Here is an 18432-nt window from a genome sequence, read left to right as displayed (position 1 = left end):
ATCCGTCATCATAATCTTCAGAAAGCCTTATGATGGAAGAACGTAGGGGGATTCATCACTGAGATTTTCGGGGGAGACGACTAATCATGAAATTTACCCACACGCCACGGTTGACCATTGTGGTCCCGTGCAACAATGAAGCACCAGTTCTACCGACGACGGCGCCCGTGCTGGCCGACCTGTTGACCCGCTTGATGCACGAGCGCGCCATTGCCACGGACAGTAAGATCTTATTTGTTGACGACGGTAGTCAGGACCAGACCTGGTCGCTGATTTCGCAATACACGCAACAAGACCGAATCTTTACGGGTCTCAAATTCAGCCGCAACTACGGTCAAGAAGCGGCCTTGATGGGCGGCATGCAGACGGCCAGCGCTTACTCGGACATGATCATTACCATCGACGCCGACCTGCAAGACGACCCCAACTTGATTCCGGAGATGGTCGCCAAGGCCCACGCCGGTTTTGACGTGGTCTATGGCGTACGTAATGACCGATCCACAGATTCCTGGTTCAAACGCACGTCTGCCGAGGGCTTCTACTGGGTCATGGGCAAGCTGGGCGTCGATTTGATTCCCAACCACTCGGACTTTCGGCTGTTGACACAACCCGTCGTGGCCGCCTTGATGGCCTGCCAGGAACGCAAGCCCTTTATTCGGGGCATCATCCCGCAACTGGGCTTTCCGGCTACCAAATTGTACTACAAACGCCAGCCCAGAACAGCCGGCGTTTCCAAGTACCCGTTACGCAAAATGTTGCGGTTCGCCCTGGACGGCATTTTATCATTTTCCATTGCACCGATTCGCGCGGTCCTGTATGCTGGACTGGTCATCTGCACGGGGGCATTCGTCATGTTACTGTGGATTCTCATCCAACATCTGCGGGGCACCGTGGTCACCGGGTGGAGTTCCATCATGGCGTCGCTGTGGTTCCTCGGGGGCTTTCAGCTGATCGCCATCAGCATCATCGGCGAGTACGTGGGGCGCACCTTTACCGAGGTCAAACACCGGCCGCGTTTCATCATCCAAACAGATACCTACACACCCAGCTTTGCGCGGCAACCCATGCCCTACCCGCAAGCCGTGACGCTGTACCGCAAGCAACAAGTGATTAAATCAGGAGGCCACTCATGAAAATTCGACACGACATTACCGTCACGTTAGGCGGCATCATTAGCTTAGGACTACTACTGACCTTTGGGCTAGCGCTGTGGCCGGTAACGATTCGCGTCGATCATGACTGGCTCAAACCCTTGGCCCTACTGGTGGCCAGTGCCCTGTATTTGGGCGGTGTCGGGTTATTGTTTCGTTTCTTGCATCGCGTCACCCCCCGGACGAGTAAATGGCTGGCCTGGGGGCTGTGGGGCATATTCCTCCTGGTTCAAGTGTGGGTCGCCACGACCTGGGTGGCCGCACCGCGCGCCGATCTGTACTTCGTGCATCAACAGGCGCTCAACCTACTCGATGGCAGTCATCACTGGAACGCCTATTTCTACACCTATCCCAACAACGTTAACTTCACGCTCCTGCTCAGTGGGATCCTGCAACTGGGCCGCTGGCTGGTCGGCAGCGAATCCGGCGTTTGGCTCAACGTCGTGCAATTTGCCTGGCTGGACCTCGGGCTACTGGCTATTTGGCACCAGCTCCGCCGCCACAATCCGGCGCGGGCCAACTTGTTCATGGTGCTCATCATGACGGCGGTCCCCTTCTACGCCTACGCGCTGAACACTTATAGCGATACGGCCGTGATCCCGTTGGCCTTACTGGCGATTGCGGCCTTTCGCCACCTTCAGCGCGCCACGACCTGGGAACAGATCACCGTGCGCAGCATCGTCTTGAGCCTCCTACTGGTGGCCGCCTACCTGATCAAAGCCAACTTCATCGTTCTGTTGATTGCGGCGGTCATCACGCTGTGGGTCCGCCCCAACCAGTCGCCGCACCCCGGTTTCACCCGTAGCCTCTTGACGCTGGTCTTGCTGGCGACGCTGGTGGTGGGCGGTGGTCTGGCCAAGAAGACGGCGCGCGCCAACGGTTACGTGACCGACCCGAACCAGGCCCTGCCCGCCATGAGTTGGGTGGCCATGAGCTGGAATCCCGCGACCTATGGACAATACCACCTCGATAACGTCGCTCAGATTCGCCAGCAGCCGACCCAGGCGACCAAGCAAGCGACGGCCAAAGCCGACCTGACGACCTATCTCCACGAAATGGGTCCCAGCGGCATTGCCAACCATCTGTTCAAAAAAACCCGCCTCTTCTTGGCCAACGGGACCTTTGACAGCTTTCAGATCAACCGGGCCTACGACCGTGCGCCCAACTGGTACCGCCAGCACCGCGCAACCAGCGATTGGTTCCTGGCTATCTGGTGTCAACTGAGCTATTTGGCGCTCCTATTGGTCAACCTAGGCTGGGGCATCCAGCAGATTCGCCGCTACCATCTGACTTCAGCCTATCTGCTTGGCGGCCTGTTTTTCATCGGGCTGGCCTGCTTTCACGTCATCTTCTGGGAGGCTGAAGAACGCTACGCCTTGCCGATTTTCTTCCTATTGATTGCGGGCACGGCGGCTGGGTATCGCCAACCACTGAACATCCTACGCTATTCGGAACGGTCCAGCTGGCTGCCGCTGGGCATGGCCCTAGCCTTCACCGGCATTTTGGGGCTGGCGGCCTGGCAAAATACCAACCTGATGGTCCACTCCAACAGCGAGCCCGTCAGTGTGGTCAGTCAAAGTGAGGGCCACTACTACCAAAACCACCACCTGCGCCTGAACACGCGCCAGTCGCTGACCCAACCGTTTACGGCCCCCCTGCCTTTTGATCAGTTCACGATTGGTACCGGCAAACGTCTGACCGGTCAACTCACCTTGACCAACGCCCAAGGGAAAGTCGTTTGGCAATCTCGGGGGAAGACCACCACGTTTGATCAGACCATTCCGCTGCAAGCGCCCGGCACCTATCGCCTGACCGTGACCAACCGCGGGTCCCACACTATCGCGCTCCAGACGGCGCCCGCGACCTATCCGTTATTGCCGCAAGCCATCCAGCACCATCCCCACGAGTACCTGAGTTTTGAGGTCAAACAACGTAGCGTCGCCCCAGTCTTGTCCAACGGCAAGTTCTGGCTGCTCTTTGGCGCCATGTGGCTTAGCGGCCTATTGGTCATCGACCGTTTCTACTGGTACCGGCGGCGAATTTAAGCTTTTTTGTGGAATTTCTTGCCTTCGAGCCACACGAAGGGTCTAGAATAAGTTTTATGGGGCATTGGGCCCCGCAGTCTATTCCCTCATCGGTTCGTAAAAAGGAGTAATCAATCAGTGACAACAGAAATCAACCAACAAACCTTAACCGGCGAACGGGCCCTCTTTCAGGGGCACGATTTGCACATTACTAACAGTACCTTTGTCGACGGGGAATCCCCGCTAAAACACAGTCAAAACGTGGCCATTGACCACACGATTTTCAAATGGAAGTACCCGCTGTGGTACACCCATCACGCCAACCTGACCCACACCACCTGGCAGCCAGACGCCCACGCCGGCATCTGGTACACCGATGATCTGACCATGACCCACAGCCTGGTGCGCGCCACCAAGACCTTCCGGCACGCTAGTCACCTCAAGCTTGACGACGTCACCTTTGCTAACGCTGGCGAAACGCTGTGGTGGTGCCAAGACGTCCAACTCGATAACGTGACGGCGACCGGCGACTACTTTGGCATGAACAGCGAAAACGTCGTCGTTCACAATTTAAAGGTGAGCGGCAATTACGCCTTTGACGGCAGCAAGAACGTCGAGGTCCACAATTCCACCTTTATCACCCACGATGCCTTTTGGAATTGCGACAACGTGACCATCTACGACTCCACCATCATTGGCGAATACCTGGCTTGGAACACCAAAAACATTACCTTTGTCAACTGTTGGCTGGAAAGCGATCAAGGCCTGTGTTACGTCGATCATCTGACCATGAAAAACTGTTCGTTGATCAACACCGATTTGGCCTTTGAATACTGCACCGACATCGATGCCACCATCAACACGGCCATCGACAGCGTGAAGAACCCCGTCAACGGTAAGATCACCGCGCCCGCCATTGGCCAAGTCATTTTCGATGACCCAGCCATCGACGCTAAACGCACCACGATTACCACGACTAAGGAGGCCTTGCAACAATGAGTTATGACTTTTCTGAAATGATCGACCGGCGTCACACCAATTCCGTGAAGTGGGACGTGAAGGACAACGAGCTGCCCATGTGGGTGGCCGACATGGATTTCCGCACCGCGCCCGCCATTGTGGACGCCATCAAACGAAAGGCCGACACCGGAATCTTTGGCTATGAAGAAGTCCCGGATGCCTACTTTAAAGCGGTCCAACACTGGTATGCGACCGAACACAACTGGACACCGCAGACCGACTGGATGCGCTTCGTGACCGGCGTGGTACCCGCCATTTCGTCGGCCGTGCGGCGAATCAGCCACGTCGGCGACAACGTCTTGGTCCAGGCGCCCGTTTACAACATTTTCTATAATTCCATCGTCAATAACGGCCGCCACGTCTTGAGCAACGACCTGCATTTTCAAGACGGCACCTACGTCATCGACTGGGATGATTTAACCGCCAAATTGGCGGACCCATTGACGACCATGATGATTCTGTGTAACCCGCACAATCCGGTCGGTAAGGTTTGGCAACCCGCCGAACTCAGTCGGCTGGCAGACCTGGCTGCGGCTAACCACGTCACGGTCTTTTCCGACGAAATCCACGGCGACATCACCGACGCCGGGCACGGCTACACGCCTTTTGCCTCGGTCAGTGATACGGCGGCCAACCACAGCATCACGGCCGTTTCGCCCAGCAAGACCTTCAACGTCGCGGCCTTACACGCGGCCACGTTGATCATCCCCAACGAAAATCTGCGCAACAGCGTTGACCGCGGTATCAACAGTGAAGAACTGGCCGAGCCCAACGCCTTTGCCATCCCCGGCACCATCGCAGCCTACACCCAAGGCGCCGAATGGGTCCACGAACTAAACGCTACGATCACGGCCAATAAGCAAACGTTAACGACCTTTATCCAGCAACACTTGCCCAAACTCCAGGTGATTGCCGGCCACGCCACCTACTTGGTCTGGATCGACTGCCAAGCCATCACCCACGATACTCAGGCGTTGTGTGACGTGATTCGCCAAGAAACGGGCCTCTTCATTACCGCCGGGGCTGTCTATGGCGGCGATGGCCACGACTTCGTACGCATCAACGTCGCCTGCCCGGCCGAACGCTTACAGGACGGGCTTGACCGCCTGGTACAAGGGATTCACGCCTTTCAAGCGAAATAGCTAAGGCGTAAAATCATTGGTTCGCCAGTGGACCAAACATCTCGGGAATCCCCCCGCTAATTCTCCGTTCAACTTTTTCCAAATCAGCATCGCACGGCCGACTGTTAACTTACTTAACGGGCGGCCGTTTTTATTTGCCAATAATTATCGGCTGATAACCCTTTTCAGTACCGTCAACCATCTGGCCCGTGATATACTAACTTTGATACCGATTTCACGTTAATTTTCGAGGAGGAATTCATTATGCCAATCAATCCAGCTGACGCGCAAGACGTCTACCGCGACGCCGGCGACAACATCATGTTTACCACTTACGTTATTGACCGTGACCATCTCGACCAGGACCGCGATGCCCTGGCCGAATTTGCTGACCGCCTCGCTGCGATTGAGCGCAGTATGGCGATTCGCTCGCCCGAAGCCAATCTGCGGGTCGCCTTTGGCTTGGGGGCCACGGCCTGGAAACTGCTCTTCCCGACGGCCAACGTGCCGAAAGAACTCGTGGATTTTCAAGAGGTCAAAGGCCCCAAATACACGGCTCCAGCAACCCCGGGCGACCTGTTCCTCCACGTTCGGGCCAAGGATACGGCCGTGGTTTATGAAGTCATGGACCAGGCGCGGGAATTTCTCCGCGATTGGACGACCGTAGTCGATGAAACACCAGGGTTCCGCTACTTTGAAGGCCGGGCCATCATCGGCTTCATTGACGGCACGGAAAATCCCGCGGGACCCGATGCCACCCAGTACGCGCTGATTGGCGAGGAAGACCCCGAATTTATCAACGGCTCCTACGCCTTTGCCCAGAAGTACCTGCACAACATGGACGCCTGGAAAGCCCTGAACACCGACAACCAGGAAAAAGCCATTGGGCGGCATAAATTCAGTGACCGCGAACTCGAAGACGACGAAAAATTACCGAATGCCCACAACATTGCCTCCCAAGACAACGAGGGCGGCGTCGAACACAAAATTGTGCGGATGAACGTGCCGTTTGCCGAACCGGGCAAGGGCATCGTTGGTACCTACTTCATCGGCTACGCCCGCCACTTCACCGTGACCCAGCGCATGCTGACCAACATGTTCACCCAAAGCGACCGACTGCTGGACTTCAGTACGCCCATCACCGGTGCGGCCTTCTTCATTCCTTCCCGGCGCCTGCTGGAAAAGATTGCGGATGGCGAGTACTTCCCGCAAGATTAGTTTGACCATTTATCTAACCCGATTAATGAAAAGCGTTTGGGACGAAATCGCCCAAACGCTTTTTGTGCACTAACCTTAAATTGCCGAAACGTGGGCCTGGGACAAAACCTCCCGGGCCCGTTCGCGTCACCTTTACATAGTTACATAGCTGAAACGTGCGCCAAAAGCCACCAGTTCCGCTTAAAACTGCTAACCAAACAATCCCAGCCTGGGATTGTTCGGTTAGCAACCTTAATGCTCGCCGGCTAATCGCCTGTCCCACTCTCACTTTCGGCTTGTCACAAAAATTTTACATTTGCACAAAAACGGGGGATTTAAAACACTTGCGAGCGCATACAATTAAGTCATTAATGTTGACCTTCCGCGGTTATGGGCGTATCTTAATGGGGTTACCATAACGAATAAGTCACGATTGGTTTGCGTTATTTAAGGTAACCTCACCAATCAATTTCAAGCTATAAGGAGTTGAACCATTTTGGACGAAGCTGAAAGAGAGTCCGGGCCATGGCGCCGAAATTTACGGGTTCTCTGGTTTTGTACGTTTGTTGCCGGCATGGCTTTTAGCGAGATCATGCCCTTTCTATCGTTGTATATCAGTAGTTTAGGCGATTACACCAAATCACAAGTCACCATGTATAGTGGGTTGGTCTACGCGGCCGACTTCTTCGTGAGTGCCATCGCCTCGCCCCTGTGGGGAATGGTGGCCGACCGCAAAGGCCGCAAATTGATGTTACTGCGGTCGTCTCTGGGAACCGCCGCGGCCATGGCGCTGATGGGGTTTGCCACCAGCGTCTGGCAGTTGGTCGCACTGCGGGCCTTGCAAGGGGTTTTCGCGGGGTTCATTTCCAATGCCCAAGCACTGGTCGCTTCGCAGACGCCCCGGAAACACAGTGGGGCCTCGCTGAGTACGTTGATGACTGGGGTCACCAGCGGGATGCTGCTGGGGCCGGTCATCGGTGGGGTCTTGGCGCAAGTCTTCTCGATTCGCCTGACCTTCTTCATCACCGCCGGCCTGTTGTTCTTAACGTTTGTCATGAGCTGGGTCTTGGTTGAAGAAAAATTCAAGCCTGTGACCAAATCAGCGAACGGTCCCAAGAGCCACAACCCCTTGGCCGCCTTTCCCAATCCTAAGCTGATCTTGGTCCTCTTATCCTCCACGCTGATCGTACAGTTTGGGAACATTTCCATTTCCCCTATCATCAGTCTGTACGTCAAGGAACTGATGCACAACGTCGGTCCCATTACCGTGGTCGCCGGCATTATCGCGGCTTTACCAGGGATTTCAAACATCTTTGCTTCCCCGCGCCTCGGGCGTTACGGGGACCAGCACGGCTCTGGTAAGGTCTTGATCTTCGGGTACGTCTTCGCCTTTCTGATGTACCTGCCGCAAGGATTCGTCACCAGCGTCTGGGTACTCGGGATTCTGCGCTTCATGATCGGGATTTCCGACGGAGCGCTGTTCCCCGAAATTCAGACCCTGCTGACCAAAAACTCGCCGGTCGAGCTGACATCGACCGTCTTCAGTTGGAACCAGTCCTTCCAAGCCATCGGTAACATGATGGGGTCGCTGCTAGGCGGCTGGATTGCCGGGGTCTTCAACTACAACGCCGTCTTCTTCTCGACCGCGCTGTTAATGCTGATCAACCTGGCCTTGATCTGGTGGTTGGTCCCTGAGATTCGTAAAGCTCGGGTAAAAACAGCCTAGGTCGCCCAGTTGAAAGTTGAAAGACGGAAATCGGCTGGACCACTATTGTTGTTATGTGCCTCATGCCGTCAAAAATAGTCGTCTTCAGCCTCACAATACGAACTGGCCGCCTACCGTTCGCCAAATATGGGTTGGAACGCTGGGGCGGACGGGTCGAGCCAAAGAACGGTCTCGACGCCTCGCTTTGAGCCGCAGCCCACGTCTCAAAGACGCCAGTTGCCTAAGCGCCGCGGACCGTGTCGCTAAGGCAACTCCCACGGCTGAACCCATATTTGGCGAACTCTCGGCTACGGTAGTGCGTCTCAATAACAGTCGCTTTAACCCCAGGTAGTAGTTGTCTTTCGCTAACACAGTGTGGCTGACTCCGTCAACTTGCCGGAGTCAGCCACAGCTGGGCGACTGGAGAGGCTCGTGGTCTTTGCCAGGCTCTCAAGTGAACCGGAAGACCGCTCCTCAGACTGGGAGTGTTTCCCCGAGCAGGCCCTACCCTAGCCTGACGCAGGGCGCCTGGTTTCACTAATTTTAGGTATCGGAACACCGCTGTTACGACAGTCAACACGTTAGTTTTAGGTTCAATCTTTAGTTTTCCAGTTAAGATAAGTGTTCAAAGCCCCGTCGGTTAGTCTGTCATGGACTGGTCGGCGGGGCTTTTATGCGCTATCGTCATAAAATTGGGGCTCGTTTGGCAACTCACAACTAGGGTTGATGACCAATCGCTACAAGCTAGCGCCAATCGTAAGAATCCCTTAAGACCACTCCACCACCGGTCACAAATTTCCAGCGGATTTCGTTAGTATCTATAGTGGCCCCCATAATTACCCGGCAAACCGTTCCAGTGGTCCGACTTCATCCGGCCCAAAAACCTGGGTCTCCGTTGGGGCGACGCCTAAGAGGCTGTCCACGCTGCCGAGACCTTCGACCAAATCAAAGGCCACGCCCGCCGCCAGCAGAGTTTGCCGCGCTTGGCGTTCAGCCAAGGGTAAGTCGTCGATGTCATCGGTCTTGCCGATAATCAATTGCGGATTGCCCGCCGCGCGCACCGCCGTGGCTAGGGTCACCGCCGTTTGCGCCAAATGAATCGTCGGCACCAAGGCCACGACCAGGTCTTGGTCCAACATGGCGGCGCTCAGGCCCCCTTCGTCCAGGACTTCTTCGGTCAAGGCCGTCACCGTGGCGGGGAGTGTCACCGCACTTGAGGTGTAGACGGTCAGGTCAAGTTCAGGATTGTGGCTGAGCTGCTGGATGAGCAGCTGACTGGCACTGTCGATGGCACCAGCAAGTAAAAGTCGTTTCAAGGTCGTAACTTCCTTTCAGTTTTGATGATAGCTAAAAGTATAATGGGTTCCAGTAGGTCGAAGGCAACCCTTTTTTCAGAAAATTTTATCCCCGCCTCAGGCAACGACCATCCACCATCCACAACGCTTTCTGTGTAAATGAATAAGAAATTACTTATTGAAAACTCATTTAGCTATGTTACCGTAACGAAATACCCATTCATCCCCGACGTGCCGGGCATGTCGTCAGCAGTCGAACTCGTTTATACTAGCTGATTATCAACAGAAGGAATAGTTATCTTTTGGTAAACCCCGCGCTTTCGTGTACAATAAGGATGACTGCAAAAACCAAAACCACATACGACCGGTCTCCAGGTTGCCCGCTTTCACGTGTGCTCCCGGCACACCGATCGTTATTTTTATTCGGCGGTACATCGCCGTAATTTTGTAACACCACTATACAGGAGGTTAATCTATGCTACTTTCAATGGAACATCTACGTAAGGAATATCCCAATGGCAAAGTGGCCGTTGACGACTTCAACTTACAAGTCGGTCGCGGTGAATTTATCGCCTTCATTGGGACCTCTGGCTCGGGAAAGACCACGACCATGCGGATGATTAATCGCATGTTAAAGCAAACGTCCGGCACCATCAAAATCAACGACAAGGATATTTCTAAGATGGACCCCGTCAAATTACGGCGCTCCATCGGCTACGTCATCCAAAATATCGGGTTGATGCCCCACATGACGATTCAAGAAAACATCGAAATGGTGCCCAAGCTGCTGGGCTGGTCCAAAGAAAAACGGGCCGAACAAGCCCACAAGATGATCGAACTGGCCCAACTGCCCGACGAGATGCTGAAACGCTATCCCGGCGAGCTTTCTGGTGGGCAACAACAACGGATCGGGGTCGTGCGGGCCTTGGCCGCTGACCAAGAGATCATCTTAATGGATGAACCCTTTGGGGCGTTGGATCCCATTACCCGAGAATCGCTCCAGGACCTGGTCAAGCATTTACAAGAAGACCTCGGCAAGACCTTTATCTTCGTGACCCACGACATGGACGAAGCGCTACACCTGGCCACCAAGGTCGTCATCATGAGCCAAGGCAAGCAGGTCCAAGTCGACACGCCGGAAAACATTTTACGCCATCCGGCCAACGAATTCGTCACCAACCTGATTGGGGAGGAACGGTTGATTCGGGCCCAACCGAACATTTTGTCAGTTAGCCAGATCATGTTGAAGAACCCTGTGTCCATCACGCCGGACAAGACGGTCGATGACGCCATTGACCTGATGCACGATCGGCGGGTTGATACACTGCTGGTCACCGACGATGACGGCACGCTCCAGGGGTACGTCGATTTGGAAGACATCAACCGGATCACTGACGCCCACACGACCGTCAGTGACTTCACCAACCGCCAAGTCTTCTTCGTGAAGGCCGATTCCCTGATCGGTGACACCGTTGACCGCATCTTGAAGCAAGGGGTCAAGAACGTGCCCGTGGTCGACCAAGACAAGCACCTGGTTGGCATCGTCACCCGGACGGCCTTAGTCGACATCGTCTACGATGCCTTACGCGGTGCCCCGGAAGCTGACGAAACGCCCGCCTCACCGATCAACGCGGACATCCATGCCGCAGCGACCCATGATGAAGGAGGCGACTCCCAACAATGATGCACTTTCTAGCGACTTACGGAACACAACTGATCAGTAAGACCGGCCAACATCTCTACATTTCGGCGGCGGCCTTAGCCCTCGGCGTGATTGTGGCCGTACCGCTGGGCATCTTGCTGACGCGGATGAAACACGGCGCCAACTTTGTCATTACCTTGGCCGGTGTGCTTCAAACGATTCCGGCCATGGCGCTGTTGGCCATCATGATTCCCATTTTCGGGATCGGGTCAACGCCCGCCATCGTAGCCTTGTTCATCTACTCCCTGCTGCCCATCTTGCGCAACACCTATTTGGGCATGCAAGGGGTCTCCCCCACGGTGCGTGACGCCGCGAAGGGCATGGGCATGACCTGGTGGCAAATGATGATTCAAGCCGAGATTCCACTGGCAGCGCCGGTCATCATGGCCGGGATTCGCCTGTCCGCCACCTACGTGATTGCGTGGGCCACACTGGCGTCTTACATCGGAGCCGGTGGCCTGGGCGACTTCATTTTCAACGGTCTGAACCTGTACCGCTCTGACCTGATCCTCGGTGGCTCCATTCCCGTTATCCTGTTGGCGCTCATCGTCGACTACTTACTGGGTAAAGTGGAAACGGCAGTCACGCCGCGGCAATTACGATAGGAGGCCCGCTATGCTAAAAAAGTTACGTAAATGGCTCGCCGGCTTCTTGGTTGCGGTGATTCTCCTGCCTTTAGGTGGGTGTGCCCTCCCAGGATTGGCCGGATCGGGCAACAATACTGTGCGAATCGCGTCACAGAACACGACCGAGCAACAAATCATGGCCTACGTCATCGCAGGTATGATCGGTCACTATACAAACTTACAAACGACCATCATCAACAACTTGGGGTCCGGTAACGTCAGCTTCAACGCCCTGAAAAACGACCAGGCGGACATCTCATCCATCCGGTTCAACGGGACCGATCTAACGACCATCCTGAACGAAAAATTCCAACGGGACCCCGCCAAAGTCAAGCACATCGTCACCAGTGAATTTCAGAAACGCTACCACATGACTTACTTCGACTCATACGGGTTCGCCGACACCTACGCGTGGATGGTCAAGCCCGCCTTCGCCAAGAAGCACCACTTGAAGACGGTCAGTGATCTGAAGAAACTCGCGCCCAACATGAAGGTCGGCATCGACCAAATCTGGCAAAACCGACAAGGCGACGGCTACCCGGCCTTCCAAAAGACCTACGGCTACAGTTTCGGCACCGTTTTACCGATGCAGACCGGGCTGTTGTACGATGCGTTAGCCGCCGACAAGATGGACGCCATTTTAGGCTACTCCACCGATGGGCGGGTCGCCAGTTATCATTTGAAACTCTTAAAAGACGACAAGAACTTCTTCCCACCTTATGATGGGAGCGCCGTGGCCACGGATGCCATCTTGAAACAACATCCCGAGTTGCGCAGCGTCTTGAACCGTTTGGTCGGCAAAGTTTCCTTGAAGACCATGCAAAAGTTGAACTACCAAGTCGACGATCAACTGGAAGAACCCCAGACGGTCGCCAACAACTTCTTGAAGAAAAATCACTACTTTGAAGGGGGGAACCAGTAATGAAAGACATGGGCCTATTGTCTCAACTCGTTTATTACTTTAGTCATAACGGCATGTACGTCCTGAGTCAGTTCAACCAGACATTCCTGGTTTCCATCTACGGCGTGCTGCTGGGGGCCATCGTCGGCATTCCACTGGGCATCTGGATTTCGCAGTACCGGCGGCTTTCGCCCGTCATCATCGGCATTGCCAACGTGATCCAAACGATTCCGTCACTGGCCATGCTGTCGATTTTGATGTTAGGCCTGGGGCTGGGGCAAACGACGGTCATCGTCACCGTCTTCCTGTACTCGCTGCTGCCAATCATCAAGAACACCTACACCGGCATGTTGAGCGTCGACAGCGACGTGCTGGACGCCGGTAAGGGCATGGGCATGACACGTTTTCAAATCATGATGACGATTCGCGTGCCGCTCTCACTGTCCGTCATCATCGCCGGGATTCGTAACGCCTTGGTCATCGGGATTGGGATCACCGTTATCGGGTCGTTCATCGGTTCCGGTGGTCTGGGTGACATCATCGTGCGCGGGACCAACGCCACGGACGGTGGGGCCATCATCCTCGCCGGGGCCTTACCGACCGCGTTGATGGCCATCATCACCGATCTGGTCTTGTCCTTCGTGGAAAAGCGCCTGACGCCGAAGACTTCTTCGGAGAAGTAACGGTCTGATTCTGAGTTAAAATTAAAGCCGCCAGTCACGTTAGCCCTTCGCTTGCGTGGTTGGCGGCTCTTTTTGCAGACTTTGAGACTGATGGCTTACCGCTACATGGTATGTACTGGCCGCCTTACCGTTCGCCAAATATGGGTTGGAACGCTGGGGCGGGTCGAGCCAAAAGGCGGTCTCGACGCCTCGCTGAACCCATATTTGGCGAACTCTCGGCTACGATTGGTGGTTAACAATACTGGTTTAGCCCCCTAACGCCAGCTACCTTATCGACCAGCAAAAAAGGTCTTCACAACAGCGCTAATGTTCTGGAATCCAATTGCTTAATACCGTTTTACCTCAGTCTCATCGACACTCGTCACCCCGGTGATTATCGCCGGCGCTTCCGACAATTAATGCTATACTATGTAAGAAATAAGCTACCCTACCAGAATGCTGGTCTCGCCAAACAGCTGGCCGGCTGACCACAATCACGACTCCCCTCACGTAGCCAATCGTTGGCAAGCGGCCAGCCTCATCCGTATCACTACTCACCAATCCCATTTCAAACATAAAACTACCTGCAAAGGAGATGATGGCGTGTCAAGACTGCGCCGCGCCGGCATTGATTTTTCCGTCGGCACCCTCAATTTTCTGGCCAACATCGGCTTGATGTTACCTTATATTTTAATGCTCCTGAAGTACCAACAGACCCAAAGCGAGACCTATCTGATTGCCCTGGTAGCCTTCTACATTTCGCGGGCGGCCAGCATCTTTTACACCAAGCGCCTGCACCTGCGCTCGAGCACCTACCTGATTGCTTGTTTGGTGCTGGGTGCGCTGGGGAGCCTGATCTTTGCGGTGACCACCGCGGTCGGTTGGCTGATCGTCGGTAGCCTGTTGTGGGGCTACAGCGCCGCCACGATTTGGCCGTACTTCTTGACGGTCAAGCTTCACCTGACGCAACTGACCGATTTTAAAATGAAACGGCTGTACTGGGTCATTTTTCTGGGTCTGGGCATCATGCTCGGCGTCGACCTGGCGGCAGGCTGGTCCTACACGCTGACCTTCAGTGCCCTGGCGCTCCTCTACCTGGCTGCGTTGCCGGGCGGGTTGTTGCTCGAACAGTTCACCAACGACTTTTACCGCCAACAAGCCCCGCAGCGCCACCGGCTCCAACAGGGCTGGCGCTGGGCGTTATCGCTGGTGGGCTTTGCCGCCATCGCGGTGCTGACCACGCTGCGCAAGACGCAGTTAAATTGGCCCAACTGGCTACTCCTGACGATCATCGGTGTGGCCCTGCTGGTCTTTGCCATCGAGCTGTACACGGACCGAAACGTCCTGCCCCAATACAAGGTGCGCCTCTTGAATCGGGGCTTTACCATGAGTCTGGTGTTGCTGTTCAACAGTTTCTTCGCCTACTTTTACTTTGGGACTGCGGGGATGTACCTGGTCTTTGCGTTGTATCTCATCGGCTTTGAGACCGGTTATCCGGTGTTCGGTAAATTGGCCCACGGCGATGCCCACCGAGCTCTGCGCCTCAGCCAGATCAGCCTGCTGGCGGGCCACGCATTATTGTTGGTGCCGTGGCAAGGCAGCTTTGTGTTGGGGCTGTTGCTCATTACGCTGTACATTGGCTACGACAACCCAACCATCAACGCCACGCTTTACGGCGCCCCGGACATCGACCACGACACGGCCATTATTCACAAATACCGTTTCTCCACTTACGGCGGCCTGCTGTGTCAGCTGGTCATGTTCGGCCTGATCATCGCCGTCAGTGCCAGCGCTCACCTGTCGATTCTCGCCTTCTTCAAGCCTAGCGATGCCAGTCATTTCTGGCTGTACACTTGGACACTGAGTTGGCCGCTAACGCTGGCGTCTCTGGGCATTTCACTGGGCAATGTGTTGCACGAACCGAAGAACTGAATCAGAGTGGCATAAGTTTCAGTTGTCTAAAGTTAACGCACAAGAGTTTGGGATTTATTGCGCCCAAGCTCTTTTTCTTTACCGCCATTCGCTACCAAAAGAAAAGTCAGCTAACTTTCCTCACCCCAATTTCCCGGCGGCCATCCCCGTCATATCAAGCTTTCAACCCAATATGCCCAAATGACGGTAGCGTATCATTTTCACTGAGCATGAATGCGAACTTCACTCATTAAGTGGTGCTAAAGTTAATGTAGTAGACCGCTTATTGGGGAAAGGAGTCGCTTTATCATGCGAAAATGCCATTTTAAATTTCTATTGCTAGCTATCATGACCTGCCTGTGTGCCTGGGGACTGACGGCTAATTTGTCTGCGCGCGCCGATTCGCTTGACCTCGACCAAACGATCGACCAGGTCCTGCCCAGCACCAGCGCTGACCCCAACGAACAGGCCGTGCGCACCGCTCTGTTAACCAATCCTTCACTTACCGGCGAATCGACGCTCGATTGGGTCCAAAAAGTCGGCGCAAAAGTGGCCATCGATCAGCCACTCACCTCGTACGCCCCGCTCATCAAGATCGTTAGCGTGCTGACCACACTACGGTTGACCGACCAAACCGCCTTGTCTGGCGACAATCTGGCGCCCGTCATCCAAGCCTATTTAAACGACCGGCCCGACAAGTCCGCCGCTCGCCCCGACCTAAACCTCCAACTCGTCCACGACCAGCTGACCAACACCGACCTCGCCACCATCCTGCAGATCGCCCAGGTCAACGCACAAAGCACCGCACCCATGCACATCAAGAACCTGAATCTGATGCAAAATCAGATCTCGGACTTTTCCGCTTGGCAGACCTACAAAGCCGCCAACGGCTTGAACAGCCCCATCACTGCCTTAAGCGCCAACCCCCAAGACACCAACGCCACCGTGACCTTGCCCGCCGCTAAAGTGACCGGCAATACCGTCAAGCTCCCCTTCGCTGATTTAACAATCACCAACGCCGACTACGATACTGGCGCCGTGCCACCCATCGCCATCGCCATGGGTACCCAGCTTGCCCCTTACTTCGATGATTCCAGCCACTACGACAGCCAGGGGGGAATGGACGCCACGAATCTCACTAACCAAATGGACACGCCGCATTGGAACATTGATCTAGATAATCACACGTTTGATTTGACCAATCTAAACACCTTCACCGCCCAAACGCCAACCTACACCATTTTCTACACGCCTAAAAGTCTGCAAGAAACTGCCGATAATTTCGCTGTCATCGGTGATGTCTCGCTGCCGGAGGATTTGGACAACCTCACCATCACCAACGTCCCGGCCAATGCCAAGCAGCTTCAGGTCAACCTGCTGATCACTTACTATAACGGCAGCGACGATGACACATATGCCACTTTCACGCAAAAATACACCCTGCCGCTAACTTCGCCGGCCACCACAACGCCTAGCACCACTCCGCCGGCCGCAACAACACCGGCACCAACACCGGCACCAGATACTGTTGCCGATCAGGCCACGACATCGCCAGCTAAGACCGCCACCAAGATCATCACGGCCACCCGAAAATTAGGGCTCTACCAATCCCCTAACTTTAGCGCCAAACAACGTCTGCACTGGTACACTCAGTCAGCCCGGGCCCAACGCCCCATGTTCAAGATTCTCGGCGTCGTCCGTGCCCAGTCCGGGGCGTTACGCTACCACGTCAAGGACGTCACGCCGGGCGCCAAGACGTACGGGCAGACCGGCTACATCACGGCTAAGGCTGACTTCGTGGCCAACGCCTATTACCAAATCAAGGCCACCAAGATCAAGGTGCTGCGCGGCCTCAACAGCTACCGTTCGGCCGCGTTGACCGGACGCAAGCACCACTATCGCAAGAACCAGACGATTCGCGTCACCAAGCTGGTCAAGCACAAGCTGACCACGCGCTACCAGCTTCCCAACGGCCGCTACGTCTCCGCCAACAAGCGCTTGGTCTTGCGGGTTAAGTAACGCGTTAGACCCATTGGCAGTGACTCATATCAGCGTTAGGTTAGTTGGTGACCGCTTCATAGTGGAAACCAGCCGCCTTGCCGTTTACCAAATTCGCTGGCGACACACCACGCTTAAAATACGATTGGCTGGTCCGCAAAACGAATGACCTGTTCGGCATCGCCCTGGCTCCGCTGATCCTCGCAGGATTCCTAATCATCTATGGCCTGCAGCAAACCACCCGCTAGTCCATCAACTGCCGCTGGTAACCCGGCTCGCCCACCAGCGGATGCCGCTTCCTGACCAACCAAAAATCAGCACCCCGGCCACAGACCGTTGTGCTGATTTTTATTGAGCTAAATGATTAAGGCCAAACCGAAAGCGTGCTATGATGAGCTTGTGAAATTTCACAAACTTTTCTCACAGCAGGGTGATCCGCTTGCCGGCGATGGCCAACAGACCGTCACTGACCAGCTGACCGAGTTGCCGGCTCAGGGTTTCGGGCGTGATGCCCAAGAAGCTGGCCAGTTCCTTCTTCTTGACTGGCAGGTCAAATTCGGTCGTCTGCTTCTCCTGGCCAATCTGCTGGAGGTAGGCCAAGACGCGGTTTTTGGATTTCAGGTTGCCCGTCAACGCGCTGACGGACTCCAATTCAGTCAGGCGGTCACCTAAAATATTTAAAAGGTTGAAGGCCACTTCCGGTTCGCGCCGCAACAACGCCTGAAAGTCCGCGCGGCCAATTGAGCAGATTTTGGTATCCTCGACGGCCTCGGCGTAGTTGTAGTGCTTGCGCTTGGCAAAGAGCGCCGCTTCACTGTCGATGGCCCCGCTGCGCAACATGTACAGGACCTTCTCCTTGCCGTTTTCATTTAGCTGATAGACCTTGACCCGCCCGGAATCGATGATCATCATCCGGTCCAGCTGAGTCGTCGGGTCATACAGCACCGTGCCCTTCTTGACGGCCTGTTGGTGCACGGAAATTTTGACCAGCTCGGCGATGGCCGCATCGCTCAGGCCCTTGAAGATTGGGGCCCCCTGCACACATTTAAATGGCGAATGCGTCATCTTTTTTCCTTCTTTCGTCATTTCTTGATAATTATCAATTTTTATTCGTTAAAA

General features: G+C 54.9%; 14 protein-coding genes. 12 read left to right on the top strand and 2 right to left on the bottom strand.

Annotation, left to right across the window (positions count from 1 at the left end; all coding sequences use genetic code 11):
• Positions 1-86 precede the first annotated feature (86 nt).
• The 6 genes from EGT51_RS02620 to EGT51_RS02595 all read left to right on the top strand — a co-directional run bounded on the left by EGT51_RS02620 (position 87) and on the right by EGT51_RS02595 (position 8239).
• On the top strand, positions 87-1133 hold the full coding sequence (locus EGT51_RS02620) for a glycosyltransferase family 2 protein (protein ID WP_135367253.1): 1047 nt from the start codon (positions 87-89) through the stop codon (positions 1131-1133).
• Positions 1130-3196 (top strand): hypothetical protein, encoded by a 2067-nt coding sequence (locus tag EGT51_RS02615; protein WP_135367252.1) that lies wholly within the window; start codon positions 1130-1132, stop codon positions 3194-3196. Before EGT51_RS02620 ends, EGT51_RS02615 begins: the two co-directional genes overlap by 4 nt.
• 117 nt (positions 3197-3313) lie before the next feature.
• A complete protein-coding gene (locus EGT51_RS02610) occupies positions 3314-4174 on the top strand; it encodes a DUF3737 family protein (RefSeq protein ID WP_135367251.1) in 861 nt (286 codons plus the stop codon).
• The gene (locus EGT51_RS02605; protein ID WP_135367250.1) at positions 4171-5337 is read left to right on the top strand and encodes a MalY/PatB family protein; all 1167 of its coding nucleotides are present in this window, start codon (positions 4171-4173) and stop codon (positions 5335-5337) included. Before EGT51_RS02610 ends, EGT51_RS02605 begins: the two co-directional genes overlap by 4 nt.
• Before the next feature lie 243 nt (positions 5338-5580).
• On the top strand, positions 5581-6534 hold the full coding sequence (locus tag EGT51_RS02600; protein ID WP_135367249.1) for a Dyp-type peroxidase: 954 nt from the start codon (positions 5581-5583) through the stop codon (positions 6532-6534).
• A 475-nt stretch (positions 6535-7009) separates the two neighbouring features.
• Positions 7010-8239, top strand: a complete 1230-nt coding sequence (locus EGT51_RS02595; RefSeq protein WP_135367248.1) for an MFS transporter — start codon at positions 7010-7012, stop codon at positions 8237-8239.
• A gap of 815 nt (positions 8240-9054) precedes the next feature.
• Here EGT51_RS02595 and EGT51_RS02590 read toward each other — a convergent pair.
• Positions 9055-9534: a Rossmann-fold NAD(P)-binding domain-containing protein gene (locus tag EGT51_RS02590; protein ID WP_135367247.1), complete on the bottom strand. Its 480-nt coding sequence runs from the start codon at positions 9532-9534 to the stop codon at positions 9055-9057.
• A gap of 454 nt (positions 9535-9988) precedes the next feature.
• On the opposite strand from EGT51_RS02590, the gene EGT51_RS02585 reads away from it, so the two are divergent.
• The 6 genes from EGT51_RS02585 to EGT51_RS02560 all read left to right on the top strand — a co-directional run bounded on the left by EGT51_RS02585 (position 9989) and on the right by EGT51_RS02560 (position 17334).
• On the top strand, positions 9989-11197 hold the full coding sequence (locus EGT51_RS02585) for a betaine/proline/choline family ABC transporter ATP-binding protein (protein WP_135367246.1): 1209 nt from the start codon (positions 9989-9991) through the stop codon (positions 11195-11197).
• On the top strand, positions 11194-11820 hold the full coding sequence (locus EGT51_RS02580) for an ABC transporter permease (RefSeq protein WP_135367245.1): 627 nt from the start codon (positions 11194-11196) through the stop codon (positions 11818-11820). Before EGT51_RS02585 ends, EGT51_RS02580 begins: the two co-directional genes overlap by 4 nt.
• Positions 11821-11830: 10 nt before the next feature.
• Positions 11831-12763, top strand: coding sequence for an osmoprotectant ABC transporter substrate-binding protein (locus EGT51_RS02575; protein ID WP_135367244.1), 933 nt, complete (start codon positions 11831-11833; stop codon positions 12761-12763).
• Positions 12763-13425, top strand: coding sequence for an ABC transporter permease (locus EGT51_RS02570; RefSeq protein WP_135367243.1), 663 nt, complete (start codon positions 12763-12765; stop codon positions 13423-13425). The genes EGT51_RS02575 and EGT51_RS02570 overlap by 1 nt, the downstream gene beginning before the upstream one ends.
• Before the next feature lie 582 nt (positions 13426-14007).
• Positions 14008-15336 carry a hypothetical protein gene (locus EGT51_RS02565; RefSeq protein ID WP_135367242.1) on the top strand — a complete coding sequence of 443 codons (1329 nt, stop codon included), beginning with the start codon at positions 14008-14010 and terminating at the stop codon, positions 15334-15336.
• A gap of 288 nt (positions 15337-15624) precedes the next feature.
• Positions 15625-17334 (top strand): DUF5776 domain-containing protein, encoded by a 1710-nt coding sequence (locus EGT51_RS02560; protein WP_135367241.1) that lies wholly within the window; start codon positions 15625-15627, stop codon positions 17332-17334.
• A 399-nt stretch (positions 17335-17733) separates the two neighbouring features.
• On the opposite strand, the gene EGT51_RS02555 is transcribed toward EGT51_RS02560, so the two are convergent.
• The gene (locus EGT51_RS02555) at positions 17734-18378 is read right to left on the bottom strand and encodes a Crp/Fnr family transcriptional regulator (RefSeq protein ID WP_167850125.1); all 645 of its coding nucleotides are present in this window, start codon (positions 18376-18378) and stop codon (positions 17734-17736) included.
• Between the last annotated feature and the right edge of the window lie 54 nt (positions 18379-18432).

Source organism: Levilactobacillus suantsaiihabitans, from assembly GCF_004745505.1.
Classification (GTDB): domain Bacteria; phylum Bacillota; class Bacilli; order Lactobacillales; family Lactobacillaceae; genus Levilactobacillus; species Levilactobacillus suantsaiihabitans.
Note: the sequence above shows the minus strand (reverse complement) of the source record. Positions and strands in the feature narration are given on the sequence as shown.